The organism is Desulfolithobacter sp., assembly GCF_054025815.1.
Map to the genome: position 1 here is coordinate 68,787 of NZ_JBPMMS010000013.1, position 26,952 is coordinate 95,738.

General features: G+C 55.5%; 24 protein-coding genes. 4 read left to right on the forward strand and 20 right to left on the reverse strand.

All coding sequences use genetic code 11. From position 1 onward, the window contains the following. Nucleotides 1–191 precede the first annotated feature (191 nt). Complete coding sequence (locus ACXJJY_RS03125) at nt 192–1,988, forward strand: M3 family oligoendopeptidase (protein WP_456385253.1); 1,797 nt, start codon at nt 192–194, stop codon at nt 1,986–1,988. Here ACXJJY_RS03125 and ACXJJY_RS03130 read toward each other — a convergent pair. The 3 genes from ACXJJY_RS03130 to ACXJJY_RS03140 all read right to left on the reverse strand — a co-directional run bounded on the left by ACXJJY_RS03130 (nt 1,985) and on the right by ACXJJY_RS03140 (nt 4,376). Continuing rightward, nucleotides 1,985–2,887, reverse strand: coding sequence for a DMT family transporter (locus ACXJJY_RS03130; RefSeq protein WP_456385254.1), 903 nt, complete (start codon nt 2,885–2,887; stop codon nt 1,985–1,987). The two genes, ACXJJY_RS03125 and ACXJJY_RS03130, sit on opposite strands and share 4 nt — an antisense overlap. Nucleotides 2,888–2,979: 92 nt before the next feature. Continuing rightward, entirely contained in the window at nt 2,980–3,798 is an 819-nt protein-coding gene (locus ACXJJY_RS03135; RefSeq protein ID WP_456385255.1) for an inositol monophosphatase family protein, read from the reverse strand. Between the two features lie 11 nt (nt 3,799–3,809). Then, nucleotides 3,810–4,376, reverse strand: a complete 567-nt coding sequence (locus tag ACXJJY_RS03140; protein ID WP_456385256.1) for an HDIG domain-containing metalloprotein — start codon at nt 4,374–4,376, stop codon at nt 3,810–3,812. Nucleotides 4,377–4,896: 520 nt separating this feature from the next. Here ACXJJY_RS03140 and ACXJJY_RS03145 point away from each other — a divergent pair. Beyond that, entirely contained in the window at nt 4,897–6,228 is a 1,332-nt protein-coding gene (locus tag ACXJJY_RS03145; RefSeq protein WP_456385257.1) for an ammonia-forming cytochrome c nitrite reductase subunit c552, read from the forward strand. 134 nt (nt 6,229–6,362) lie between these two features. Here ACXJJY_RS03145 and ACXJJY_RS03150 read toward each other — a convergent pair whose 3' ends face one another. The 14 genes from ACXJJY_RS03150 to zwf form a co-directional block, all read right to left on the reverse strand. Then, a complete protein-coding gene (locus ACXJJY_RS03150) occupies nt 6,363–6,935 on the reverse strand; it encodes a tetratricopeptide repeat protein (RefSeq protein WP_456385258.1) in 573 nt (190 codons plus the stop codon). Next, the gene (locus ACXJJY_RS03155; protein ID WP_456385259.1) at nt 6,928–7,083 is read right to left on the reverse strand and encodes a CcmD family protein; all 156 of its coding nucleotides are present in this window, start codon (nt 7,081–7,083) and stop codon (nt 6,928–6,930) included. Before ACXJJY_RS03155 ends, ACXJJY_RS03150 begins: the two co-directional genes overlap by 8 nt. After that, on the reverse strand, nt 7,080–7,766 hold the full coding sequence (locus ACXJJY_RS03160; RefSeq protein WP_456385260.1) for a cytochrome c biogenesis protein: 687 nt from the start codon (nt 7,764–7,766) through the stop codon (nt 7,080–7,082). The genes ACXJJY_RS03155 and ACXJJY_RS03160 overlap by 4 nt, the downstream gene beginning before the upstream one ends. Nucleotides 7,767–7,805: 39 nt before the next feature. Beyond that, entirely contained in the window at nt 7,806–8,474 is a 669-nt protein-coding gene (locus ACXJJY_RS03165; protein WP_456385261.1) for a heme exporter protein CcmB, read from the reverse strand. Continuing rightward, nucleotides 8,471–9,190, reverse strand: a complete 720-nt coding sequence (ccmA, locus tag ACXJJY_RS03170; protein ID WP_456385262.1) for a heme ABC exporter ATP-binding protein CcmA — start codon at nt 9,188–9,190, stop codon at nt 8,471–8,473. Before ccmA ends, ACXJJY_RS03165 begins: the two co-directional genes overlap by 4 nt. Further along, nucleotides 9,183–9,704: a hypothetical protein gene (locus ACXJJY_RS03175; protein ID WP_456385263.1), complete on the reverse strand. Its 522-nt coding sequence runs from the start codon at nt 9,702–9,704 to the stop codon at nt 9,183–9,185. Before ACXJJY_RS03175 ends, ccmA begins: the two co-directional genes overlap by 8 nt. Further along, on the reverse strand, nt 9,701–10,171 hold the full coding sequence (locus ACXJJY_RS03180; protein ID WP_456385264.1) for a cytochrome c-type biogenesis protein: 471 nt from the start codon (nt 10,169–10,171) through the stop codon (nt 9,701–9,703). The genes ACXJJY_RS03175 and ACXJJY_RS03180 overlap by 4 nt, the downstream gene beginning before the upstream one ends. Beyond that, nucleotides 10,168–12,126, reverse strand: a complete 1,959-nt coding sequence (locus ACXJJY_RS03185) for a heme lyase CcmF/NrfE family subunit (RefSeq protein WP_456385265.1) — start codon at nt 12,124–12,126, stop codon at nt 10,168–10,170. The genes ACXJJY_RS03180 and ACXJJY_RS03185 overlap by 4 nt, the downstream gene beginning before the upstream one ends. Beyond that, nucleotides 12,123–12,542, reverse strand: coding sequence for a cytochrome c maturation protein CcmE (locus ACXJJY_RS03190; RefSeq protein WP_456385266.1), 420 nt, complete (start codon nt 12,540–12,542; stop codon nt 12,123–12,125). Before ACXJJY_RS03190 ends, ACXJJY_RS03185 begins: the two co-directional genes overlap by 4 nt. Nucleotides 12,543–12,910: 368 nt before the next feature. Further along, nucleotides 12,911–13,654, reverse strand: coding sequence for a hypothetical protein (locus ACXJJY_RS03195; RefSeq protein ID WP_456385267.1), 744 nt, complete (start codon nt 13,652–13,654; stop codon nt 12,911–12,913). A 38-nt stretch (nt 13,655–13,692) separates the two neighbouring features. Beyond that, nucleotides 13,693–14,337 carry a bifunctional 4-hydroxy-2-oxoglutarate aldolase/2-dehydro-3-deoxy-phosphogluconate aldolase gene (locus ACXJJY_RS03200; protein ID WP_456385268.1) on the reverse strand — a complete coding sequence of 215 codons (645 nt, stop codon included), beginning with the start codon at nt 14,335–14,337 and terminating at the stop codon, nt 13,693–13,695. A gap of 36 nt (nt 14,338–14,373) precedes the next feature. Beyond that, the gene (gene edd, locus ACXJJY_RS03205; protein WP_456385269.1) at nt 14,374–16,230 is read right to left on the reverse strand and encodes a phosphogluconate dehydratase; all 1,857 of its coding nucleotides are present in this window, start codon (nt 16,228–16,230) and stop codon (nt 14,374–14,376) included. A 13-nt stretch (nt 16,231–16,243) separates the two neighbouring features. Then, nucleotides 16,244–16,942: a 6-phosphogluconolactonase gene (gene pgl, locus ACXJJY_RS03210; RefSeq protein WP_456385270.1), complete on the reverse strand. Its 699-nt coding sequence runs from the start codon at nt 16,940–16,942 to the stop codon at nt 16,244–16,246. A 177-nt stretch (nt 16,943–17,119) separates the two neighbouring features. Next, complete coding sequence (zwf, locus tag ACXJJY_RS03215; RefSeq protein ID WP_456385271.1) at nt 17,120–18,586, reverse strand: glucose-6-phosphate dehydrogenase; 1,467 nt, start codon at nt 18,584–18,586, stop codon at nt 17,120–17,122. A gap of 577 nt (nt 18,587–19,163) precedes the next feature. On the opposite strand from zwf, the gene ACXJJY_RS03220 reads away from it, so the two are divergent. Together ACXJJY_RS03220 and ACXJJY_RS03225 are read left to right on the forward strand one after the other, a co-directional pair. After that, nucleotides 19,164–20,057 carry an ABC transporter substrate-binding protein gene (locus ACXJJY_RS03220; protein ID WP_456385272.1) on the forward strand — a complete coding sequence of 298 codons (894 nt, stop codon included), beginning with the start codon at nt 19,164–19,166 and terminating at the stop codon, nt 20,055–20,057. Nucleotides 20,058–20,067: 10 nt separating this feature from the next. Further along, the gene (locus ACXJJY_RS03225; protein ID WP_456385273.1) at nt 20,068–23,106 is read left to right on the forward strand and encodes a PAS domain S-box protein; all 3,039 of its coding nucleotides are present in this window, start codon (nt 20,068–20,070) and stop codon (nt 23,104–23,106) included. Between the two features lie 18 nt (nt 23,107–23,124). Here the strand turns inward: ACXJJY_RS03225 and ACXJJY_RS03230 are convergent, their stop codons facing one another. From ACXJJY_RS03230 to rsmI, 3 genes are read right to left on the reverse strand one after another with little or no spacing between them, the layout of a single operon-like run. Beyond that, nucleotides 23,125–24,510, reverse strand: a complete 1,386-nt coding sequence (locus ACXJJY_RS03230; RefSeq protein ID WP_456385274.1) for a sigma-54-dependent transcriptional regulator — start codon at nt 24,508–24,510, stop codon at nt 23,125–23,127. 32 nt (nt 24,511–24,542) lie between these two features. Next, nucleotides 24,543–26,036, reverse strand: coding sequence for an ATP-binding protein (locus tag ACXJJY_RS03235; protein ID WP_456385275.1), 1,494 nt, complete (start codon nt 26,034–26,036; stop codon nt 24,543–24,545). Between the two features lie 42 nt (nt 26,037–26,078). Continuing rightward, a complete protein-coding gene (gene rsmI, locus ACXJJY_RS03240; RefSeq protein ID WP_456385276.1) occupies nt 26,079–26,936 on the reverse strand; it encodes a 16S rRNA (cytidine(1402)-2'-O)-methyltransferase in 858 nt (285 codons plus the stop codon). Nucleotides 26,937–26,952 lie beyond the last annotated feature (16 nt).

Below are 26,952 nucleotides of genomic sequence, written 5' to 3' on the forward strand. Positions count from 1 at the left end.
CAGAGGCGTAAGCAGGGAAGAGGTTGGAGTCTTATTTTGAATTATCAGTGTATATGATTAAAAGATCAAGTAAGAGTTATGTGCTCGTGGCGGGATATTGGCCCTGATTTTGGTTAGAAGGGGTTTTGCCCGGGTAAAATTTTTTTGGTCATGAAATGGAAAAATCTGGAAATACTGGTGAGGAAGAATTGATGACAGCAGGAAACAGACAGGAAAAACAAAGAAACGATGCAGGAACAGACAAGGTGCTCTGGTCTCTGGAGGACCTTTATTCCGGGATGGACGATCCGGTCCTGGAGGAGGACATGGAGCTGTGTCGCCGGGAAGCGGACACTCTGGCCCGGAAGTATGGCGGCGGGGTTGCAGGGCTCGATGACGGTGGACTGCTGGAGCTGATCACCCGGCTCGAACAGCTTGACGAGCTCCTCGGCCGGCTGGCCACCTACAGTTTTCTTTCTTTCACCACCCGCACCGGCGATCACCGGGCCTCGGCCCTGCTGCAACGGGTAGAGGAGCTGACAGCCGCGGTTGGGCGTCAGACCATTTTTTTTCGCCTGGAGTGGAACCGGCTTGACAGGGAGCAGGCCGAGACTCTGCTTGGCTCGGATCTGCTGGGCAAATATCGTCACTACCTGGCTACGCTTCGCAGGTTTGCCCCCCATCAGCTGGACCAGGCCCGGGAGGAGCTTCTCCAGGAGCTTGCCCCGGTGGGGCGCAGTTCCTGGAACGTTCTCTTTGAAAAACTGCTTGGCCAGATGACTTTTGGTGATCGTTGCCGGACCGAGGAAGAGGTTTTGAGTGACCTTTACCAGCCGGACAGGGAAATTCGGCGCCAGGCAGCGGCCGAGATGACCGAAGGGCTGCAACGCCACCTCCACATCCTGACTCATATCTTCAACACCCTGCTGGCGGACAAGATGATCCATGACCGTCTGCGGAGTTATCCCACCTGGATCAGTTCCATGAATCTTGAAAATGAATTGCGCGATGAAACCGTAGACACGCTGGTCGAGGCAGTGACCGGCCGTTATGGCATTGTCCACCGTTACTATGAGATGAAAAGGGAGATACTGGGATTGGAACGACTCTATGATTATGATCGTTACGCCCCGGTGCCAGGTCTGGATGAAAGGGTGATCCCCTGGGATGAGTGTCGACGCATTGTTGTAGACTCATTTGCCGCCTTTTCGGCTGAAATGGCTGCAATTGCCGACCGGTTTTTCCAGGAGAAATGGATTCATGCACCGGTTCTGCCTGGCAAGCGGGGCGGCGCCTTTGCTCACCCCTGTGTCCCGGATGTCCACCCGTATGTCATGGTCAACTATCTGGGTACGCTGCGAGATGTCTCCACTGTGGCCCACGAGCTGGGCCACGGGGTCCACCAGTACCTGGCTGCCGCTCAGGGATATTATAACAGTGATACGCCGCTGGTCCTTGCCGAAACCGCGTCGGTGTTTGCCGAGCTGCTGGTTTTTCGGGCCCAGCTCGAGCTGCTGGAAAGCCGGCAGGCAAAGCGGGCCTTTATCTGCCAGAAGCTCGAATCCATTTTTGCCACTGTGTTCCGCCAGGTGGCAATGAACCGGTTCGAGGATGCCATGCACAGAGGGCGCCGCGAGCAGGGGGAGCTCTCGTCCGACCAGCTGTCCGCCTACTGGCTTGCCACCCAGAAACCCATGTTCGGTGACAGTATCCGGCTGCGTGAAGAGTATGGGATCTGGTGGTCCTATATTCCCCATTTTCTCGGCACACCGGGTTATGTCTACTCCTATGCCTTCGGTGAATTGCTGGTGCTGGCCCTGTACGGTCTGTACCAGGAACAGGGGGAAGGGTTTGTCGACAGGTATCTTGAGCTTCTGTCTGCTGGAGGCAGCCGCAGCCCCTACGAGCTGCTGCAGCCTTTCGGGATAGACCTCGATGACCCGGATTTCTGGCGCCGGGGGCTGGATATCATCGAGCAGATGCTGGAAGAATTGCCATCCGTTCGTTAATCGCTTGCCGGCTGATTCCCGGATTCCCGTACTCTATCCTGGCGCTGGACCACCACCATGGCCGGGATGATCAGCAGGATTCCGGCAAGGGTGCGCAGTGAAGGAAGAGGGTGTCCGGACATGTATTCCAGCCCGATCACCAGCGGCGGATAGAGATAGCTGTAGGCCATGACCCGGGTCGGGCCGATAAAAAGCACCGCGTACTGTGAGAGGAAAAAGGTGATGATGGTGCAGAACACGGCCAGATAGACAATACCGACCCAGACCGACAGGTTGATCTGACTCCACTCCACCTGAAACAGCCGGTTGCCTCCCAGTACCAGCAGCCACCCGCAGCCGGTGACCAGGATCCAGAAGGTCATGAGCGCCATGGACTCGCCCCGGTGCAGGAGTTTGACCAGCGGGGTATACAGGGCCATGAACAGACAGCCGATGAAAAACAGCAGGTCGCCCTGGTTCATTTTCAGGCTCAGGAAGAGCGTGAGGTCCCCCCGGAAGATGACCCATATGGCGCCGACAGTGGCCAGGGCCAGGGCCAGCAGCCGGTTACGGCCGAGCCGTTCCCGCAGAATAACTGCGCTGTACAGGCCGGAAATGCCGGGAACCAGGGTAAATATAACCGAGGTGTTCAGGGCGGAGGTGGAACGCAGGGCCTGGAACATGAGCCAGAAAAAACCCACCAGGGCGCCGCTGATAATGGCGTAGCGGCCTAAATCGGCTGGTCGGGGCAGAGCCAGGCCGAATTTTATCTGTATCCAGGGCGCAAAGAGCAGCGCGGCCAGGAAAAATCGCAGCAGGGTCAGGACCGCTGGATCCATGCTGTTGGCGATGGCGTCGCCCACGGTAAAAGAGGTGGATACCAGGGTGGCACACAGGATCATCAGGAGATGGATTGCCACAACAGTAATCCGCGGCTTTGTCGGGGCGTAGAAAAAATCGGTTTCCTGCCCGACGGCAGCAGTACCTTCCGGCCGGCATCTGTTCTCTTTTTTCACGCAATCAACTTGCCCAGCTGTTCGTGCAGCACGCCGTTGCTGGCCAGAATACTGGGCAGAAAGGGCGAGTAGTCGTTGCCGGCAAAATCACTCACTCTGCCGCCTGCCTCGGTCACAAGCAGCCAGCCTGCCGCCGTATCCCAGGGCTTGAGATCCATTTCCCAGAAGCCGTCCAGGCGGCCGCAGGCCACATAGGCCAGGTCCAGGGCCGCTGCGCCGGCCCGGCGGATATCCCGGACTCTGGGCAGGATGGCCCGGAGCTGGGCCAGAATCTGGTCCAGGGCGGCATGGATGTCGTAGGGAAAACCGGTGGCCACCAGGGCCTCGAGGAGAAACCTGGTGTCGGTCACCGCAATGGGCTGGCCGTTGAGCCAGGCTCCGGCACCTTTCACGGCGCAGAAGAGCTCGTCCTGCATGGGGCAGTAGACTACTCCGACCAGAGGACTGCCACGGTCGAGCAGGGCGATGGAGGTCCCGAAAAAAGGGAAACCATGGGCAAAGTTCGTTGTCCCGTCCAGGGGGTCGACGATCCACTGCCGGCCCTGCTCGTCCTCCGGCGTATCGGCGGCCGATTCCTCGGCCAGTACGGCAATACCGGGCGTGTCTTCCTCCAGGGAGGCAAGGATGGCGGTTTCTGAGGCGATATCGGCCTCGGTCACCAGGTTGATGGTTCCTTTCATCTCGATAGTGTGGGGCTTGCCGTACAGCTCCCGAAGTATGGAACCGCCGGTCAGGGCCGCGCGGCAGGCGGCCCGAACCAGGCTTGCCTGCTCCGGATCCTGTAACTGTTTTGTGACTTTCTGGATACGATTCATGTTTTTTCCGGTTACAGGCCCAGGTCATCGGCAACTTCCTGCATGGCGGCCAGGGCCAGATCACAAAAACGGGGCACCTCGAGTCCGAGCTGTTCGCACTCCCGGATGATTTCCCGGTTGGCTCCCCTGGCAAACGCTTTTTCCTTGAAACGTTTACGGACCGATTTGGGCTTGACAGAGGCAAGTTTCTTGTCCGGATAGACAAGCGCCGTGGCAATGACCAGGCCGGTTATGGTTTCTCCGGCAGCCAGGGCGTGGTGAAACCTGGCTGTCCGTTTGTCGTTATGGGCCTCTTCGTTATGCAGACGGATGGCTTCGATGATCTCCGGGTCCACGCCACGTTCACTCAGAATCCGTACTGTTTCGGACGTGTGGGTGGACAGGTCGGGATGGATTTCTGCGTCCAGGTCATGGAGTAGTCCGGCCAGGCCCCATTTTTCCTCGTCTTCTCCCAGTTCCCGGGCCAGAGCCCGGAGTACGGTCTCGCTGGCCAGGCAGTGTTTGTAGAGATTGGGATTTTGCAGGTGGTCCCGCAAAAGGCCCAGGGCTTCGTCGCGGGTTATACCGTATTTGCTCATTGTTCTTTGGCAGACAAATTTCTTGGTTGTGACGTTTCAAGGTGGATTGGCGGTTCCTGGCAGAGGATAGCTCCGGCAAGCGGTCCTGGTTGCGTCTGCATAATAGAGAGCTTGGGGTCCGGTGTCAACCGGCATGTCAACCAGCCAGCTTCCTGCCGTATTCTGGCCAGGCCATTTCATGCCCGGGTGGCCTGGTCTTGGTGTACGCGTTCATGCTTCATCCCTGTGAAACAGTATTGTCTTTTTTTACATAAATGTTACACGTTGTGGTATCCCGAGCGGGTGGTGCAGGTTTGATGAATCGGCTTGTTTCGTAAAAACAAAGGACTGTCAGGAGGATGGCGTTGCCTGCGGTGATGGGTTGTTCATGGGCACGGTTATTGCCATCTATTGCTGGAGACTTGAGAATGGAAAGGTTTGTCATCCTTCAGGGAGTGTTCAGACGAAATTGAACAGTAAAAGGTGCACTGGTGGAAATCGGGTTCCAACGCACCGCAATCATGCAGTAAAGGAGGTATGTGTGAAAAAGTTATACGCGTTTGGGGTCATGGCCCTGCTGGTAACCGGTCTGGCTGGAGCAGCTCTGGCCGAGGCTGACAGGGAGAGTTGTGTCACCTGTCATGAGGAAGAGAACAGGGGATTGTATGAACAGTGGCAGAACTCGGCCCATGGCAGAAACGGGGTCAGTTGCTATGATTGTCACCGGGCTCAGGAAGGGGATGTGGATGCCTTTGAACATGAAGGGGCCCTGATCGCCACCCTGGTAACCCCCAGGGATTGCTCGTCCTGTCATCCCAGGGAGGCTGAACAGGCCATGAACTCCTATCATGCCCATGCCGGCGAAATCCTGGAATCCAAGGATGCCTTTCTGGCGCACGTGGCCGGTGGTAAGCCGGCAGCCATTGTCGGTTGCGAGTCATGCCATGGTGGCAAGGTCAAGATCGACCCTGGGGCAAACAATAAATTGTCCCCGGACACATGGCCCAACTCGGGAATCGGCCGGATCAATCCGGATGGCTCCAAGGGGTCATGTAATGCCTGTCACTCCAGGCATTCCTTTTCCGTGGCCCAGGCCCGGCAGCCCGAGACCTGTGGCAAGTGCCACCTGGGACCGGATCATCCGCAAAAGGAGATCTACGAGGAGTCCAAGCATGGAATCGCCTATTACGCCAATGTCGGCAAGATGAACCTGGAAAGCGATTCCTGGGTGGTGGGCAAGGATTACTACGAGGCTCCCACCTGTGCCACCTGTCACATGTCGGCCACCGAGGGGCAGGCCATCACCCACGACGTGGGCGACCGGATCTCCTGGACTCTGCGGCCGCCCATTTCCAGATACAAGGACAACTGGCAGAAAAAACGGGACGCGATGAAGGAAGTCTGTACGAGCTGTCACCAGGGTAACTTTGTCGACGGTCATTACTACCAGTATGATGCCCTGGTCAGGCTTTACAATGAGAAGTTTGCCATCCCTGCCACCGAGATTTACAACCTGGTCAAGAAAAAGGGGTTACTGGAGCGCAAAGACCTGGCCTTTGGTAACGATATCGACTGGGAATACTGGGAGCTGTGGCACCACGAGGGAAGACGGGCCAGAATGGGCGCAGCCATGATGGGTCCGGACTATACCTGGTGGCACGGTATCTATGATGTGGCCCACAACTTTTACTTCAAGTTCATCCCTTCGGTGCAGAAACTTGGTGATCCTGAGGTCAACAAACGGATCGACGATTTGCTGACCCGGGACGGAATGCATACCTGGTTGAACAAATCCACCACTGAACTCAAGCAGGCCATTCGCTCCGGCGAACTGCAGAAAGTGTACGAGAATTTGTTCAAGAAGGATTCCTGAACAACCTGGGCGATCCTTTCGTTGTCTGTAAAAACAAAAAAACAAAAAAACAAAAAAACAAAACAGGGCCATCCCGTAAGGAGGATGGCCCTGTTTGCGTTTTCCTGGCTGGAGCGGTCTGTTTTCAACGCCTGTTATGGAGCCTGACCTTCCAGGGCCGCTATTTTTTGCTCTACTCTCCTGTTCAACTCAGGCGAGGGACTGGCAGCGAGGATCCGGTTGAAGACCTCCAGGGCCTGTTCCGGCCGGCCGGCGAATTCATGGATCAGGCCGATATAGAACAAGCTGTCCAGGTGAGTCGGATCGATTTTCAGAGCCCTTTGAAAGTTGACCAGGGCCTTGTCCAATATTTTGGTGTTCAGGTAGAGAAGGCCCAGGTCGTTAGCCACATGGGCGTTGGCCGGATCGATCTGCGCGGCCCGTTCAAATATTTCGATGGCTTCCTGGTACCGGCGGCTGTCGAAATAGAGGTCGCCAAGGCCGATGAGGGCCTTGATCGAGTCCGGATTGTTGGCCAGTATACTTTCATAGACCTCTATCTTAGAGGCCAGATCCTGCCCTCCGGACACTTGAGGGGTGTTTTGGCTGTTTGGCTTTGAAGATTGTCTGAGAGTGGTGTTGAGAATGGCGAACAGTATCATTATCCCAATCAGAATCCAGAAAAAGAACTGGACCACCTGCTCCTTTGTAGTGCGAAGATCACTCATCACCCACCTCCCGGCGCCGGACCATTTCTTCCAGGGAGGCCACTTTCCTGGCCAGTTTGTCTTGCTGGCTGTTGACATACAGCAGGTATCCGAACAGGCCGCCCCAGATGATCACATAGGTGGCGATAAGAAACGCTTCGTTGTTCATGTTTTCTCTCCATATAGTTGTTTTTCGAGAAGTTGTATTCTGTTGTGCATGGACAATGTCCGGCTGCGCTGGTAGAGAAGCAGAATCCACAGCATGATAAAGGCAGTCAGGGTTACCAGCAGGGCATGGATCATGGCCGGGGCCATGTCTATGGAATCAGCCCGGATAACCACCGGATGGATCGAGCGCCACAGTCTGGCCGACATAAAGACGATGGGGACATCGACAAATCCGATAATGGTCATCACAGCAAAGAATGTTGCTCGTTTATCTTGCCTGTCCACTGAGAATCTCAGAATGAGGCAGGAAGCGTAAATAAACCAGAGAATGAGCGATGTGGTTAGCCGCGGATCCCATGTCCACCAGGTATTCCAGACCGGCCGCCCCCAGAGCATGCCGGTTACCAGGACCAGGGTGGTGAAGACCAGGCCGATCTCCACGCTGGCCGCCCCCAGAATATCCCATTTCATGTCCCTGCGGACCAGGTAGAAGATACCGCTGACAAAGGCGCACAGAAAGGAGAGAAACCCTGCCAGGGCGCAAGCGAGGTGAAAATAGAATATTTTCTGGATCGACCCCATGATCCGTTCTGTCGGAGCATGGATGAAGACCATGTAGATGGCAGTGGCGAAGACCACGGCTGTCAGGATGATGTAGATCCTATCCCTGAGAGATGTGTGCATGGCGACTCTCCTCCTGCGGCAAAAAACAGATATTCATGGTTACTCCGTTATTATCTGGCCAAACAGCAATACACCAAGGCCGGTAAAGATGAGCCCGTAGGCGGCCATGACATAGAGCCAGGACTGGTACTCGGACACAGCCGCACCGACAAAGATCATACCGGTGGTCTTTACTGTAATGCTGACGAGCGGGATGATCACAGGATAGAAGAGCAGGGGTAAAAGAGCTTCGTTTCTGGCGGTTCCCGCTGTGATGACGGAGAACAGTGTTCCGGTAGCTGTGAATCCGATATTGGCCAGCGTAACGACGACGGTGAACATCGGCAGCGAGTGGAGGGGGATGTCGCCGTATAGAATGAAAAAAAGAGGAATTATGGAAAACTCGGCCAGAAGCAGGAGGACGAGGTTCACAACCATCTTGGCTCCGAACAGGTATTCCGCGGCCAGGGGACTGAGCAGGAGTCCGTCCAGGCATTGATTCTCTTTTTCCCGGCTCATGGTTCTGGCCAGACCAAGGACAAAGGCGAAGGTAATGGACACCCAGAGAACTCCGGCCCTGGTTTCCGGGGCGACCTCTGAACCAGGAGAAGTGGCCAGGTTGAGTACCACCAGGAGCAGAAATCCGAAAAAAAACATGGAGACCAGTGATTCCGGCCGCCTGAGTTCTGTCCGCAGATCCTTGGTGACGATCAGCCACAGTCCATTCATGGGGAGGTGCCTCCCTGGACCCGTTCCTGGTAAAGCTTGGCAAAACCTCGCAGGTCCATGGTCTCGCGATCCTGAAAGTAGACCAGCCGGCCGCCGGCCAGGATACCAACAGTGGTTGCGGCTTCCAGGCCCTGTTCAAGGCTGTGGGTCACCATGATTATTGTTCTCTGCCTGCTTTTCAATACGGTCAGCTGTTCCATCAGCAGGTTTGCCGCATGGGGGTCAAGGCCGGTGAAAGGTTCGTCCAGGAGCAGGAGGGAAGGGTCGTTGACCAGGGCTCTGGCAATGCTGAGCCGTTGACGCATACCTTGGGAAAACTTTTCCACCGGCGAATGTCGCCGGGGATAGAGACCCATCATCTCAAGCAGTTCGCAGGCCCGTTGTTCCGGTTTGTCCACCTGGTAGAGCCTGGCGTAGAAGATCAGGTTCTCCAGGGCACTCATGTGGTTATAGAGCAGTGACTGGTGCGAAATGACACCGAGCTGCCTGCGGAAGGCGTCCTGGTCTGCTCCGAGATCGAAGCCGGACACCTCCACTTCTCCCGAAGTGGGGACAGCCAGGGTGGCGAGGATACGCAGCAGGGTTGATTTTCCAGCCCCATTGGGACCAAAGAGACTCAGAAAGTTACCCCGCCGGAGGGTGAAGTTCACCCTGTTCAGTGCCCTCAGCCCTTCGTAGTCCTTGCAGAGTTCACGGACCGTGAGAAACTCATCCATGTTTGCGTGCCCTGTCTGCAAGCTGTTCCAGAAGGGATTCAAGGATTTCGTTATATGCCGCATGGCGGGACGTGTACTCGTCATCATTGATTTCACCGATGTCCCAGTCGTTTTCCAGGATATCGATTTTTTCCCTGAGTACCGTGATCTCGAGAACCAGTTTCTTCCACTGGTCGTCTGAGAGCTGTTTTTGCTTTTCGTCCTTCTTTTTCGGAACAATCGGGAGCTCGGCAGCTTCATTTTCCAGGTTTTCGAGCCTCTGGATGCTCCGGGCAGCACCTGCACCGTAATGCCGGCGCAGTTCCTGGTAGTCCTGGTCATTGATTTTGTTCGATGCGTGTTCAAACTCAATATCCTTTATGGCCCTAAGGTATGACTGCTTCTCGGTTTCCAGTGCCCTGCGGGCATCTCCGTGGCCTGTTGTCTCCGGCCATGATTCCTTTGCGCGCAGCAAAGGAGTAAGGCCATAAAAGGTGATCAGCATGGTGGTAAGGATGAAAAAGGCCATGCTCATGTGTCGTCCTCCAGTTTTTTCAGTTCGTCTTCAACCCTCTTTTCCATGTCACGGTACAGGGTCTCGTCCTTAGTCTTTTCCATTCCTGTTTTTTTGTCTCTGTGTCCTGCCGCCGCCCATCTCAAAATAAAAAGAGTGGCCACGGCAAGGCCAATGATGAGAGCGACAAAGGGGGCTGCCCAGGCCACCAGATTGAATCCTTTCCGGGACGGAACAGTGAGGATATCTTCGCCAAACTTATCAACAAAGAAGTTGAGAATGGTTTCCTTGTCCTGGCCGAGGGCCAGTCGTCGGTCTATCTCGGCCCGCATCTGGTCGCCGCCGCTGCATCGATCAATGTTGAGGGGTTCGCCCGGGCAGGCGTAACAGATCAGGTTCTTTTCCACTTCGCTCCTGGTCAGGGCATGGGCAGCGGATACCGGGCCAAGCAGGGCGATGAGCAGCATAAACGGGATCACGGTTTTCATTTGTTCTGCCTCCTTGCCAGGGGAGGAATGATGGCCATGACAGCTCCCAGAACCATCAGCCCGCTGCCGATCCATCCCCAGAAAAGAAGCGGGTTGACCGCGGCCCTGATGGTAATTTCATGGTTTTTGCCAATCATCGGCATGGTCAAGTACAGGTCCTCGAGCGGGGTCACCCGGAGGCTGACCTCGGTGGTCGGTTGGTCGGCGTTGATGTAATACCTTCGTTCGGTCATGAGGTCGCCAACAGGATTGCCGTTTTTCATCACTCCAATAGTAGCCGCATAGACGGTCCGGTTTCGTTCCTGAAAGGTGGTGAAATCGTTGTAGGTGAGCTGGTAATGTCCAATGTTCATCGACTGCCCTTTTTCCAGGGTCGTCTCTTTTTCCTGTTTAAAGGCGGTGGATCCGGTGATGCCGACAACCATCAGCACGACACCGAAGTGCACGATGTAACCTCCGTAACGCCTCCGCAGCTTCCAGATAACGCTTGGAAAGGCGATGAGCAGCCCTTCGCCGGTCAGTTTTTTCCTGGCCCTGGCCCCGCCGATGAATTCCAGCAAAATGGTGGCCGAGACAAAGATAGCCAGGGTAAAGGCGGTCAAAGGGTAGAATTCCCGGATGCCCAGGGATGCCAGCGTAATGCCTCCTGCCAGGGCCATGGCGAATGGCAGCATGAAGTTTTTCTTCAGATTGTCCGGAGAGGCTTTACGCCAGCTGATCAGCGGACAAAGTCCGGTGATCAGAAGCAAAAGGAGGAAGAGCGGGGTGTTGACCTGATTGAAAAAAGGCTCACCCACTGTCAGTTTATTTCCGGTTACCACTTCAGAGATCAGGGGAAACACGGTGCCAAACAGGGTGGAGAACGCAATGGCCAGCAGGATGACATTGTTGAAGAGAAAGGTGGACTCCCTGGACAGTAGCGACTCCAGCGAGTGTTTGGAACGCAGGTCGGAATAGCTCTCAGCGATCAGGGAAATACTGCCCAGTGCGACAACCACCATGAAGACCAGAAAGTATCCACCCAGGCCGGTGGCGCCGAAATCATGGACAGACTGAAGGATGCCGCTGCGGACCAGGTAGGTGCCGAAAATACAGGTCAGGAAGGTCAGGACAATCAGTGACATGTTCCATACCTTCATGATATTGCGTCGTTCCTGGATAATGGCCGTGTGGATGAAAGCCGTAGAGATCAGCCAGGGGATAAACGAGGCGTTCTCCACCGGATCCCAGGCCCAGAAACCTCCCCATCCAAGTTCAACGTAGGCCCACTGGCCACCGAGGATGATCCCGATGGTGAGAAAAATCCAGGAAAGGATGTTCCACCGCCTGGTCTTTTTCAGCCAGTCCGGGTCGAGCCGGCCAGAGATCAGGGCGGCGATGGCGTAGGCAAAAGGGATGGTGAAACCGATGTAGCCGAGAAAAAGGGTGGGCGGATGGAAGATCATTCCCGGATTCTGGAGCATGGGGTTTAGCCCCTGGCCGTCCTGCGGGGTAAAGGAGAGGAGAGCAAAGGGAGACGAGATGGTGGTAAGGAGAAGAAGAAAGAAACTCACTGTCCCTGCCAGGATGAGATAGATATAGGGGGTGTTTTTCACCATAGTCTCTTTCCGTGTATTCCAGGCCACCAGAGCGATATAAAGACTAAGAACCCAGGCCCAGAAGAGAAGAGATCCCTTCTGCCCGGCCCAAAAGGCGGTTGCCTTGTAGAAGAGAGGTAGAGCCCGGTCCGAATAGGAGGCCACGTATTCCACCTGGAAGTTATCGTTCATAAACAACCAGGCCAGGGCAAAGGCTGCCATGCTGGTGAAGACCGCTATCCCGATCAGCGCCCTCCGTCCGGACTCGATAAATCGCAGATCATTGCGCATCATGCCGGTTAACAGCAGTACCATTGCCAGCAGGCAGACGGCAAAGGCAGCGGTTTGTGACAGGGCACCAAAAGTTACCATGTTCATTCTCTTTCCTCTTCCAGTTCACTTTCGTATTTTGACGGGCATTTGGCCAGCAGGGTTTCGGCGTGAAACGTATTGGCATTTTTCTCGTAGCGGCCCTCGAGGATCACCTCCACATCTTCCTTGAAGGCATCGGGTTTCACCCCGTTGTATCGGACAAGCATGGTTTTGCTGTCATCCACCATGTCTTTGACCGCAAATGTAAGCAGCAGGTTTTGCTGATCATAGGAGATAGTGCCATCGACCACGTTACCGCTGATCCGCACTCCCCGCTGCCGGGGTTGGGAATCGTCGGTGAGCACTTCGGCCACGGTCTGGTAGTACATCCCGGTGTCGGATATGGATTTCATGATAAGGAAGCCGACCCCTGCGAGGATCAAGGTCAGGGCCAGTATTGTTTTCCTTGAACTTTTTTTCATGGATATCTGGGTTCCTTCATGGGTGCTGTCTTTCCGGCTCCAACCCCCTGACATGAATCATCCCCGGCCACGAGATGGAGACTCCGGCCGGGGATAAGGAGGAGTAGGAGGGTTGCCGGTCAATGGCATAAGTTCCACAGGGGATATGGCAAGAGATATGCCATTGTAACGGGCAGAACATAAAAGGGACTGGAAAATGTCAAAGATAAGCCGGGGAGCAGGGTCCGTCAGGGGATCCGAAGGATGGGAGAGAAGCAGAAAAGGGATGGGTTAGACAGGTTCTTGAACTTCATCGTTGGCGATGCGGGACAGTTTGGGACAGTGGCGGGACAAAATGTCCCGGACAGCATCCCTCGGGTGGTGGTACTTCAGGAAGATTGCTGCCCTGGTGGCGATCCTGGCCGGGAGGCCCATTGCCTGGCAAGCTGCCGGGTCAGGTGGAAGAGGGCTGCCAGTTCCTCCACGGAATCGACGGTTCGCTGTCCCTGGCCACTGTTGTGAACCACCAGCTGGTTGCCCTGCACCTGGACCACAATCCGGGCCCTGATTACAGCAGTCTGTGCACGCAGCAACCGACGCACTTCCGGGCAGAGCGCGTTGACCGTCTGGTCGGGGTCCGCGGCAAAGACAACAAAGCGGTTGTCAAAGGAGCTCTCCCCGGTCAGCATCGGGGCAAGCCCTCCGCTGCCGGCGACTGCGCGGGAAATTTTTGCTGCCAGCCGGTTTTCAACCTCGGTTATCATAAGGTGTGAGACTGTGAAAGGGCGGTTCTGCTCGGCCAGGCAGATGGTGTAGAATCCACCGCGCGAGGTACTGGATATCTTCATTTGGTCAAAGAGATAGAAACGACCGGACGGATCGGTGCGCAGAGCGGCCTGGACCACTGGGTTTCTGGCCATCCCGATAGCGCCGAAGGAGCGGATCTTTGCACGCAGGTCATGGCTCTTATCGACCCTGGGGTCAAAAATGAACCCATGGTGGTTGCTAAATGTTTCCAGAAGCACTGTCCGCTGCTGTTCATGGTTTGCTGAGGCCCTGGTAAGGGCGTAGATGAAGCAGGCAATGAAAGCGAACAGGCCAAGTCCGGCGATGAGAACAATGAGCGGGGGCATGAATCAGGCAGTAGCTCAGTATCAGGGAGAGGTGGGGGTCAGGTAGTGCTGGCCGCTGCCAGGGTCTGGCGGATCAGCAGGGTGATGCCCTCCCAGTCCCGGTCTGCCAGGAGCTGGCCGGGCACGATCCAGGATCCGCCGACACAGGTCACTGTTTCCAGGGCAAGATAGTCGAGATAGTTCTCCCCTGTTATACCGCCGGTGGGGCAGAACCGGACACCGGGAAAGGGGCCGGCCAGGGCGCGGAGCATGGAGATGCCGCCGCTTTTTTCGGCAGGAAAAAACTTGAAGGTGTCGTAGCTCATCTCCAGGCCCTGCATCAATTCCGAGGCTGTGGCAATACCGGGGATGAGCGGTATGTCGCCCTGGTTCGCAGCCCTGAGCAGGGACGGAGTCAACCCGGGACTGATGGCAAATTTTCCTCCGGCCCTGGCTACTGCCTCCAGATCGGCTGGCGAGGTCACGGTCCCGGCTCCGACCAGAGCCTCTGGAACCTCTTGGCCGATGCATTGGATGGCTTCCAGCGCCACGTCACTTCGAAGGGTGATTTCCAGGACCCGGATACCTCCCCTGACGATGGCTTGGGCCAGGTGCACGGCCGGTTCGAGGTCATGGATAACCAGTACGGGGATCAGCGGACCTTCTTCAAGAATTGTCCGGGGTGATATGTTCCAGTTTTGCATCCTGTCTATGCCTCGTTTGTGTGTGTGGGATGATGGTCAGTTGTCCTTGGGGAAGACCACGTGACAACTTTCATGGACATAAGTGAACAGTGAGGTTCCACCCTCTTCGGCACCGAGCAGGTCGCGGCGCAGGGGCGCAAATATCTGGCGGCCACAGCCATACCGGTGCGCCTCCAGGTTCGGGGTGGCGAATTCCCGTGCCTTGAGCTCCCGGTCGTCCACCAGCAGCTCGAGTCGACTGTGGCGGGCATCCATGCGGATGGGGTCTCCGTCACGGACCTTGGCCAGTATCCCGCCGCAAAAGGCCTCGGGGGTGCAGTGGATGGCAAAAGGTACCTTCCCCGATGCTCCCGAAAGCCGGCCGTCGGTGACGAGACCGACAGTGAAGCCGCGATCCATGATGATGGAGAGAAAGGTGATAAGTTTGTGCAGCTCCGGCATCCCGTTGGCCTGGGGGCCCTGGAAGCGGACCACCGCCACCAGGTCCCGGTCCAGCCTGCCGGCGTGGAAGGCCTCTTCCAGTTCCTGCTGGCTGTCAAAAACCATGGCAGGGGCCTCGATCAGGGTATCTTCGCCACGGGCAAGGGAGGATATTTTCATGATTGCCCGGCCCAGGTTGCCGGAGAGCACTTTGATTCCACCCTGCCTGGCAAAGGGCTTGTCGACTGTTGCCATGATCTCGGGATCAGAGGATTCTTCCGGTCCCTCCTCCCATATCAGGCGGTCGTCGCGAAAAACCGGACGTTTAGTATACCTGGAGAATCCGAAACCGGCCACCGTCTGAACATTGTTATGGATCAGGCCGTTTGCCAGCAGCTCACGGACCAGCAGAGCCATGCCTCCGGCCTGCTGGAAGGAGTTGATGTCACCGGGACCATTGGGATAGATTCGAACCAGAAGAGGCACTACCTCCGAGAGATCACTGAAGTCGTCCCAGTTTATGCGGATCCCGGCGGCCCTGGCTATGGCCACAAGATGCATGGTTTCGTTGGTGGAACCGCCGCTGGCCAGCAACCCTACCATGGCGTTGACCACGGATTGTTCACTGATTACCCGGCCCAGGGGTATATACTCCTCACCCAGGTGGGTAATTTCGGTTACCCTTCCGGCTGCGGCCTTGGTGAGTTGTTCGCGCAGGGGCGTGCCAGCGCAGACAAAGGAGGATCCGGGCAGGTGCAGGCCAAGCATTTCGGCCATCAACTGGTTGGAGTTGGCTGTTCCATAAAAGGTGCAGGTCCCGGGGCTGTGATAGGCCTGAAGCTCGGCCGCAAGCATCTCCTTGCGGCTGATCCTGCCTTGGGCATAAAGTTCGCGGATCCGTGCCTTTTCCCGGTTGGGCAGGCCGGAAGGCATGGGGCCGGCCGGGACCAGGACCACAGGAAGGTGGCCAAACTGGAGTGCACCCATGAGCAGGCCGGGCACAATCTTGTCGCAGACTCCGAGCAGCAGGACGCCGTCAAAAACATTATGAGACAACCCGATCACCGTGGACAGTGCGATTACGTCCCGGCTCATCAGACTCAGGTCCATGCCGGGTTCTCCCTGAGTGACACCGTCGCACATGGCTGGCACCCCTCCGGCAACCTGGGCCACCCCTCCGGATTCAGCCACGGCTTCTTTGATGAATTCTGGATAGCGGCCATAGGGCTGATGTGCAGAGACCAGGTCATTATAAGAGGTAATGATGCCGATGGCCGGCACTTTGTCTTCAAGCAGCTTGGCGCACCAGCTGCCCCTGCATCCGGCCAGGTCATGCGCAAGATTGCTGCAGGGCAGTCTGGCCCGAAATACTCCCTGCCCCCGAGCCGCCTCTATCCTTTTGAGATAGGCCTCCCGGCTTGTCCTGCTGCGTTCGATGATACGGTTGGTTACCTGTAGAACGGTCGGATGCATGTTTCTTTCCGGATTATGGTGCCCAGCAGATGGTTACTGGAGTATGGTTTTGTTTCAGAATGTAGCGGATGGGCATTTCACCGGCCGGTCCGTCGGCCATGGCTTTCTCCAGGGTCCGGTATTTTTCAGGTCCGGTGAGATGGAGAAAGATCTGGTGCGTATCAAGAATGGCCGGCAGGGTCAGGGTCATGCGCTCGTGGGCCGCCGAGATCGGGGTCACAGCCATGCAGCATCTCCCTGATTTCATATCTGTCGCTGCGGCCAGGGTATCGGCTCCGGGAAAGAGCGAGGCCGTATGACCGTCGCTGCCCATTCCCAGTACGAGGACATCAAAGGGCCGGGGAACCCGGACCAGGTGTTTTTCGCACCCGGCCTCTCCATCACGGGCGTACAGGGCCTCGTTCTTCAGGCCGACGAAGGTGGCCCTGGCGGCCCGGTCACGGAGGAGATGGGTCCGGACCAGGTGTTCGTTTGAGTCCATACTGGCTGGTTCCACCCAGCGCTCGTCCACCAGGGTTATAATCACCTGTTTCCAGGGGATATCCAGGCGCGCCAACCGCTCGAACAGAGGTACAGGGGTGGAACCACCGGAAACCACAAGGCTGGCAAGGCCACGCGCTGTCATGGCGTTGACGAGAAGATGGCCGATGCGGCCGGCCAGTTCGCCCGCCAGGGTAGCTGAATCGGGAAATTTTTCCACGGGATGTTGCATTGCCTCACCTTTACTGGAGGATGTCTTAACAGGTCGTTGAAAAACTACGGCGCTTGATGATACTGCGTCAAAATTCGGCTTAAAATGGACATGTACTCCATCTACACTTGCTTTTTCACCTCATTTTTCCTTGTCTCGTCTTCGCTCGTTACGTTTTGCAACAGCCTGTTATAGGGGTTACTCTTCCCACTCCCTGCCATCACGGGCCAAGAGCGCCACCGAGGCAACCGGGCCCCAGGAACCGGCCGGATACGGTTTGGCCGGTTCATTATATTGGGCCCAGGCACCCTGGATGGAGTCGATCCATTTCCAGGAAAGCTCAACTTCGTCGCGATGGATGAAAAGGGCCTGGTGGCCGCGCATGATCTCAAGCAGGAGCCGTTCATAGGCATCGGTAATACGTTCAGCGCTGAAAGCTTCGGAAAAGCTCAGGTCCAGCATGGTGCGCTGAAGCTCAATTCCTTCACCAATTCCCGGGACTTTATTGAGCATCTCTATCTCCACTCCCTCGTCTGGCTGAAGACGGATGATCAGCTTGTTGGGTGGCAGTTTGCGGTAAGAATCGGAAAAGATGTTATGGGGCAGACGCTTGAAGTTGATGACCACCTCCGAGCGCTTGGTGGCCATGGCCTTGCCGGTACGCAGGTAAAAAGGAACATCTGCCCAGCGCCAGTTGTCGATGTCCACCCGGATGGCGACAAAAGTTTCAGTGGTGGAATTGGGATTGCCTCCTTTCTCTTCCAGGTAGCCCGGAACAGGTTTGCCCTTGATGAAACCGGGGCCGTACTGGCCGCGAACCACCTTGTTCTCAACGTTTTTCCGGGTGATCGGCCGGAGTGCTTTGAGCACCTTGAGCTTTTCGTTGCGCAGGCTGTCTCCGTTGAGGTCGACCGGAGGCTCCATGGCCACCAGGGTCAGGATCTGCATCAGGTGATTCTGGACCATGTCCCGGAGCTGGCCGGCCTTGTCAAAATAGCCCCATCGCCCCTCAATACCTACCTGTTCGGCCACGGTTATCTGCACGTGGTCGATGGTGTTGTGGTCCCAGTTGGTGGTGAAGATGGAGTTGGCAAACCGCAGGGCGAGGAGGTTCATCACTGTTTCCTTGCCCAGGTAATGGTCGATTCGATATACTTGTCTTTCGGTAAAGACTCTGGCCACTGCGTCATTGATCGCTCTGGAACTTGTCAGGTCCCGTCCAATTGGTTTTTCCAACACCACCCTGCTGGTCGGGGTGGTGAGGCCGGCATGATCCAGGCCGGTGCAGATGTTGCCATAAAGAAAAGGTGAAACGGAAAAATAGTGAATCAGGATCCGTTGTTCCTGGTTCACCACTTCCTTGAGTCTTCGGTACTCCTCGGGTCGATCCAGGTTGATCAGCACATACTGCATCCGTCCAAGCAGCCGGGCGACCACCTCGGGCTCGAGTGGCTCGTCGACAAAGGTTTCCAGGCTCTCCTGCATCTTTGCCATGAAGGTTTCCAGGCTGAGCTCGTGGCGGGCCACGCCGATAATCCTGGTTTTATCGTCAAGCAGCCGGGCCCGGTCGAGCTGATAGAGAGCCGGGATCAGTTTGCGGCGGGAAAGATCGCCAAGGACTCCAAATATTGTGAAATCACAAGCCTCTTTTTCCCTGTTCATCATTTTTCCCCTGTGGGTTCCCCACCTTTATCCAGAGCCTTGCATTGGTGAAGCTGGTTTCGACAACTTGTGATCGGGCACAATTATTGTTAAAGCGATAAGATATCCATGTTTGTTGCAATGCATTGGCCGCTCTGGCTGTCTTTTCCCGGCAGCCAGGTGCCGACAGATATACTATAAGACAGGTACACCCTTTGGGCCACTCAATATTCAGGAACAGGTTCGGCTGTATTTCTGCCGGCAGGACTTTCTTTTTCCGTTACTGTTGCTTCGTCTGGGGATAGGTATTATAGACTCAATTTTTGAGAAGGATAACCAGAACCTTTGGACCCGACACAGAAAGGAGCTGTGATTTTCCATGATAGGTATTTTGTCAGAAGATTGTTGTCAGTGCAGGCCGGGTAAGAAATTTTTTGATCGATTCCCGGGACTGGACAGCGCCGAAACAAGGTTTGACGACACTGCATTGTTCCGGAGGCTGACATCTGGAGGACAGCTCTTCCTTCTTTTTTTCATCCTTTTGTTCTTGTTCACTCCGGTATCCTCATGGGCGGCAAAACAGTACAAGGTCCTGGTGGTCATGAGTTATGAACAGGACTATCCCTGGGCTCAGGCCATCCGCCGGGGCATCGACCAGGTACTGGCCGGGAACAGCGAGATACGGTATTTTTACATGGATACAAAGAAAGATATTACAGGAGGTCGGCAGAAAGGCAGGCAGGCTTTTGAGCTGTACCGCCGGTGGCGCCCGGACGGAGTGATAGCAGTTGACGATAATGCCCAGTCAATGTTTGTCGTGCCTTATTTGCTCGACAAGGTGGATACTCCGGTGATGTTTTGCGGGGTCAACGCCGATCCCCAGCGCTACGGTTATCCTGGCCGCAATGTTTCCGGTATTCTCGAAAGGCTCCATATCCGTGAATCCATCGTCTTCGCCAGCCAGCTTGCCAGGGTCCGTACCGTTTGCTTTCTCATGAAAAAAAGCCCGGTGGCTGCCCTGGTGAGAAACCAGGTGGACCAGGAAAAGGAAACATATCCGGCCAAGACCCTGGGTTTTTATCAGCCATCAACCCTTGATGAAGCCCTGATACGGGTAGATGAGCTCAAACAGCGTTGTGACCTCCTTTTCCTTGAAACTCTGGAAGGTATAGCCGATGCAGCCGGAAAGCCAATGACCAGTAAAGAGGTTGTTCCCCTGGTTGTCAAGGCCTTTGGCGGACCCACCGCCGGGGCTGATCTGTATTCTGTGCAATACGGGGTGCTCTGCTCGGTGATCAAGAGCGGGGAAGAGCAGGGGGAAACCGCTGCTACCATGCTGCTTCAGGCCATGAGCGGAGCCCCGGTCGCAGAGATTCCCATCACCAGAAACTATCGCGGAAAACGGGTTCTCAACGTGACCACCATGAAGAACCTGGGTATCAGGGCCAGGCCCATGCTCCTGCGCGGGACGCAGCTGATCCGGACAACAGATTAGGAGGGGAGAGATGTTGGGGTATCAGTCTCCTGGTTCCATGTCGATCGCGTCCAGGATTCGTTTGTTCAACCGGGTGATAGGTCTGGCGTTTCTGCTTATGGTTCTTGTCATGATCCTGTCACTGTCCTATACACGACAGGTCCTGGTGAACAGTGTAACAGGGAACCTGGAAACCGTGATAAAAAACGCCCAGGTCAGCCGCGACCTTGCCAGGCTGATCGCTGAAAGCAATCTTCTTTTCCACACTTTTTACGGCCAGAGAGAATATCTCAAGACCAAGGGGGATCAGCTACTCCAAATGAGCGGGCAAATCGTCCATCTCTCCACTGATCCGGAGCTTAAACGCGCTGCCAATCATCTTGGAGATCATATTCGATCCATCCTCTCCCGCGCCGCGGAACTCAACAGTCTGCTCGATGAAAAAAAACGTCAGGAGCAGGCAATTTTCAAAGAGATCGACATGTTGGACGAGATCATTGCCGAACAGACCATTAACCAGATCTTTGCCGGCAGGGACACCTCGTTCACAGAGCAGCTTTCTGTCCAGCTTCTGGACTACCGTTACCGCCTGCTCGAAACAGGAAAAAAGTTCTCCGAGCTGGCCAATGGGTACAGGGTGCCGGAGGAGGAGAAAAAAGACCTGCGCAGAAAGCTCGACGAGCTGATCCGTGACCTGCAGATAATGGCGGTTGCGTGTCGAGAAACTTCGGAACACGGTAGTCGCCTTCTTGAACAAGTGACAACTTATCGCGACCTGTTGGATCGCTATCAGCAGAAGTGGGGCGACTTTGAGAGGGAGATAAAAGAGTTCAGCGAAGCCCGAGCTGCGTGCCTGTCTCTGCTTCGGAAAATGGACATGGAGATTGCCGACAGCACCCGGGATGCAGACCGTCATATAACAGGATTTTTTCTAGGTACCGGGGTCTTTCTGCTGGTTATCGCCCTGTTGGGAGTGATCAGTGTAATCATAGCCACTAAAAGGTTTCTCCATTCGACCATCAATGAACCCATGGAGAAGGTTCGGGAAGCCCTCACCGCTTTTACCCGGGGCGATCTTGCAACCCGTGTCAAAATGCATCGCTTCGACGAGTGGAGCCAGATTGAAAAGATGCTCAACACCATGGCCGAAGAACTTCTCGCCTCCCGGAACGATCTGCAGCAGTCCGAGGAAAGATACCGGGAAATATTCAACTCTCCCAGTGATGCCATCCTCATTCATGATGTCCAGACCGGCGAGATTGTCGATGTCAACCAGGCTATGCTTGAGATGTTCGGCTACACCTACGAGGAAGCTCTGGCCCAGAATTTCGGGACTCTCAGCGTGAACGAGCCGCCATACACCTTTGATGATGCTTTTGAAAAGATTACCCGCAGCATCGAATATGGCCCCCAGCGTTTCGACTGGCGTTCCAGGAGGAAAAACGGGGAGCTGTTCTGGTCCGAGGTGGGGCTCAGATACAGAAAGTTTGCCGGTAAACGCTATGTGGTGGCTGTTGTCCGGGACATTACCGAGCGCAAGAAGGCCGAAGAACTTCTGGCCGCAGAAAGAGAACGGCTGGCCGTCACTCTGCGTTCGATCGGCGATGGAGTCATTGCCACAGATACCGATGGATCCATAGCATTGCTGAACAGGGTGGCCGAGCAACTTACCGGCTGGTCCAGTGACGAGGCCCGAGGTCGGCCGGCTTCAGAGGTATTCAATATAGTGAATGAGAAGACCGGGGAGCCGTGTGAAAATCCCATCCAACGGGTTTTGGAAACAGGAAAAATCATCGGGCTTGCCAATCATACAGTACTGATTGCCAGGGATGGCACCAGGCGGAGTATCGCCGACAGCGGAGCACCCATCTGTGACAGTCAGAGTCGAATTATCGGTGTGGTTCTGGTCTTTCGCGATGTCACCAGTGAAAAGCGGATGGAAGAGGAACTGCTCAAGGTTAAAAAATTGGAATCAGTGGGTGTTCTGGCCGCAGGGATTGCTCACGACTTCAACAATATCCTTGCCGCTGTTCTGGGCAACATCGATCTGGCGGCCAGGCTGGTCTCGGGAGAGGAAAAGGCCAGTCGGCTCTTGTCTGAGGCCAGGAAGGCCACCAGCCGTGCCTCCCGGCTGACCCAACAGCTTTTGACTTTTGCCAAGGGTGGTGATCCGGTGCGGGAGACTGCAACCCTGCCCCAGCTGATCCGGGAGGCGGCGGATTTTGTCCTTCATGGCAGCCAGGTTTCCTGCGAGTACGACATCCCTGACGATCTCTGGCCGGTTTCAGTTGATGTGGGTCAGATAAGCCAGGTAATCCAGAACATCATCATCAATGCCCGTCATGCCATGCCCGAGGGTGGGTTGATCAAGGTCAGCTGTGCCAATGTGGAGGATGTGGGAGCCGAGACATTTTTGAGTATTCCTCGGGGAAGATTCGTCAAAATAACTGTCAGGGATCATGGTACAGGTATTCCCTCGGAAATCATCGACAAGATATTTGACCCCTATTACACGACCAAACAGGAAGGGAGCGGTTTGGGGCTGGCCATCTGTCACTCGATCATCACCAAGCATGACGGGTACATCCAGGTACACTCCGAACCTGGTCAGGGTACGGTTTTTGATATTTATCTTCCCGCCTCTGAGCAGGTGGGCCCGGAAGGCAGAGAAATTCCAGACACTGTCTCGGCGGCCACAGGGGCTCGAATAATGGTGATGGATGACGAGGAGATGCTGCGCAGCCTGGTTGCATCACAGCTGGCCCATCTCGGCCATGAAGCCATTCTGGTCCGTGATGGTGAGGAAGCTGTCCGGCGCTATAAAGAACTCCGCGAGGCTGGCACCCCTGTGGATCTTGTTATAATGGATTTGACCATTCCCGGGGGAATGGGAGGTCGGGAGGCGTTGCGCCGTATTCTCGAGGTCGATCCCGAGGCCCGGGTTATAGTGGCCAGCGGCTATTCAAACGATCCGGTCCTGGCGAACTGCCGCGAGTATGGTTTTGTTGCCTCGGTGGCAAAGCCTTTTGATCTCAAGGAACTGCAAACTGTCATCTCGTCCGTTCTCTGAGGAATTGCCGGGTGACGATCATTCGCTGCCAGGCTGTTTTTTTTCATCGGGCGTCTGCTGTTTTTTAAGTTTTCGGAGGATGGTTTTCCGGTTGATCCCCAGCAGGGTGGCTGCTTTTTGCTTGTTCCCCCCGCACCTGTCCAGTACATGGCGGATGTAGTGCTCTTGCATCTCGGCCAGCGGCCGGATAAGTTCCCCGGCAAAAAGGCCGGATTCCCTGCCGGATGTCAGCATTTCCCGGGGCAGATCCTTGAGGGAGATTACCCCGTCCTCGGCCAGGAAAACACATCGCTCGATTACGTTTTCAAGCTCGCGGATATTGCCTGGCCAGGGATAATCGAGAAAAAAACGCATGGCTTCCCGAGAAACCACGGCCTTGTGTCCATCCTTTTCGTGGCGGCTTAAAAAAGCATTTATCAAGAGGGGAATGTCCTCCCGGCGCTCTCGCAGCGGGGGCACTTCGATCTTGAATATGTTGAGCCGATAGTAGAGGTCTTCCCGGAACCTGCCCTGTTCCGCCTCTTTGCGCAGGTTTCTGTTGGTTGCGGCAATGATCCGCGCATCCACGAATATGGAACGATTGGAGCCCACCGGCCGTACGTGGCGTTCCTGGAGGGCTCGGAGAATCTTGGCCTGGACCGCCGGCGGCATCTCTCCTATTTCGTCAAGCAGAATGGTGCCACCGGCCGCTTCCACGAACAGTCCCCTCTTGTCTGCTGTCGCACCGGTAAAAGCCCCCCGGACATGACCAAACAGTTCGCTTTCCAGTAACCCTTCGGGAATGGCGGCGCAGTTGACCGCCACAAATGGAGCCTCCCTGCGATTCGATGTCTGGTGTATGGTCCTGGCAATGACCTCCTTTCCGGTACCGGTTTCACCCTCGAGCAGGACATTGCCTGCCGAGTCGGCTATTCGTTCGATGAAGTGAAAAAGCCGAAGCATGGCCGGACTTTTGCCAACCAGGTCATGAAGCCGGCACCGGTCCCTGGAGATCAGCTCCAGTTCCTGGATTTTCCGGCGCATGGTCAGTTCGGCGGCCGCCCGGTTGACCGCGATGAGAAGTTGCTCCATCTTGAAGGGCTTGATGATATAGTCGTACGCCCCTTGGTTTATCAACCGTATTGCTTCGTCAATGTCGCCAAAGGCGGTGATCAGGATGACGAAGGGCTTGATCATATTCAGGGCACTGATCTCATCGAGCAGGGCCTCTCCGCCCATGACCGGCATTTTCAGATCGGAAACAATAATGGGACAGGGTGTTTTTCCCAGGATATCTAAGGCTTCCCGGCCGTTGGCAGCGGTGTTGACACCATAGCCGTGTTCAGCAAGGACCTCGCGGACAAGCTCACGCATGTCCTGATCATCCTCGACCACCAGTATATCTGTTTTCGTGTGGCTGGCCATGACAGTATGAATCCTGTTGCGGCTTCCTGTTCTTACGCCGCGGCAGAAGTGGTAGTGGTCCGATGCGGATGTGCCGGAAGGTGAATGATGAAACGTGCTCCCCTGCTCACCTCACGGTCCACGGTGATGCGGCCCTGGTGTTCCTGGATGATGCTGGCCACCATGTAGAGGCCCAGACCGGTTCCCTCGCCCACTTCCTTGGTGGTGAAAAAGGGATCGAAAATCCGTTCAGCCAGATCAGCGGGAATGCCCTCGCCGTTGTCCTCGTAGGTGAGGATTAGCTCGCCGGGTTCTTCAGTCTCAGCCGTTCTGCTTGAAACTTTGATGGTGCCGCCGGTCTTCATCGAGTGAAAGGAATTGAGCATCAGGTTGACAAAGAGTTGCCGTAATCCATCGCTGTCAGCGGTCAGTTTTTTGATGCCAAGATCCAGCTCCAGCTCTACGACCGGATGATTTTTACGCTGCTTGAGTCGGCAGAGAGTAAAGGACTCGGTGATGAGCGTTTCCAGCTCGACCTGCTTGAATTGTGCGGTTGGCTTGCGGGAAAAGGCGAGCATCTGCTGGATGATCTTGGTAATCCGTTCTGCCTGGCGGATGATAACCTTGAGGTTTTCTGTCCTGGCCTCGCTGTCTCCTCTTTTCTGGAGAAGATATTCGGCCCGTCCGCTTATCACATTGAGCGGGGTTCCTATTTCATGGGCCAGGCCGCTGGCCAGCTGGCCGATGGAGGCAAGTTTGTCCTGGTGCCTCAATCCTCTTTCCAGGTTGATTTTTTCCCGGAAGAGCTGTTCCTTTTTGCGATTCTGTTTTTCGATATTATGGGCCATGCGGTTGAATTCTTCTATGAGTTCATCAAGCTCTGCGACTCCGCTCTTTCCGATTCGCAAACCCAGATCGCCATGGCCCAGATTTTTGGCAGCCTCTTTGAGCCGACCGATGGGCAGGGTGATGTTCCAGTGGCAGACCAGGTAGAGAATCAACCCGAGCAGCAGGGCTGTCAGGACGATAAAGACGATGAATTTGCGGACCAGTCCGGCCAGGGTATTGTTGATGCTGTCCAGTGACAGGAGGATCTCCACTCCGCCATGCAATGTGCCGCTGCTGTTTTTGATGGGGCTGATCACGGAAAAGTATTCGTGATTACCTTCTGTGATTATTTGCTCGCTTTCTTCTCTGGAGAAATCCACTGGTTTGCGATCCCGCTGAATGGCATGGCGGGTGACTCCGTGTTCAAAGCTGAGATCGACCAGCTTTCCCTGGCTGTCGTATATGTTGATCAACAGATTGTTGACATCCCGATGGGGAGGGATCACTGCATGGATCAGCTCGGCAAGACGCTGGTGCTGGTCGGTGATGTGATAATATTTAAACGTTGTTGCCAGGGTTCTGGCCAGGATCCGGGCCGTCATTTTGGCTTCTTCCATGAGATGTATCCGCTCGTCCCGCACGGATATGCATCCAAGGCCGATGGAACTGAGGATGATCAGAGAGGAAATGTAGAGAAAAAGCCTGGTTGATATTTTCATACTGCCGGACGCCGGGTATCGGAAACTGGATGGTTTCTGTTTTCAGCTATTTTTGTTTTCGTTCCAGATGGACAGGGCTTCCTGATACAGGCGGGATCGGGAAATGCCAAGATCGGAGGCGATGATCCTGACCGCATCCTTGAGCGAGGCCCCTTGGGTGTCCCGGTACCAGCGGAGCAGGTCAGCCGTATTTTCCGGTCTGTCCTCGGCTGTGACGGCGTCGGGCTGGATAATGAACACCAGCTCTCCCCGGACCCGACTGGGCAGAGAATCAAGGATTTTTTTCAGGCTGCCATGCAAACACTCTTCATGGAGCTTGGTCAGTTCCCGGAACAGAAGGACCTGCCGGTTACCAAGCATGGTCAGGGCGTCGGCAAGGCACTCCTTGATCCGGTGTGGTGATTCATAGAAGATGAGCGGACAGGACATGGACCTAAGTTGCCGGAACAGCTTCTTCCGCAGTGTTTTTTTTGCCGGTGGAAAGCCTCCAAAGTAAAAAGAGCTTTCATCAAGTCCTGCTGCGGACAGGGCCGTGGTCAGGGCTGAGGGGCCTGGGACGGGTACCACTGTGATGCCGGAATCCCTGGCCAGCCGAACCAGAACGCTGCCGGGATCGGAGATCCCCGGGGTGCCGGCGTCCGACACAATGGCAATATGTTGGCCCTGGCACAGTTTTTCCAGGAGGATTTTGGCCTTGTGTTGCTCCTTTTCACGGTAATAGCTGGTCAAATTGGTTTGAATGGAAAGATGATTGAGCAGCTTTCTGGTGTGTCTGGTATCCTCGCTGGCAACAAGGTCGACCTCGCCAAGTACCTGGATGGCCCGGCTGGATATGTCCTGGAGGTTGCCGATGGGCGTGGCAACCACGTAGAGAGTTCCCGGTTGGGTAGGTTTTGTCATGGTGTGGTTTTTCAGT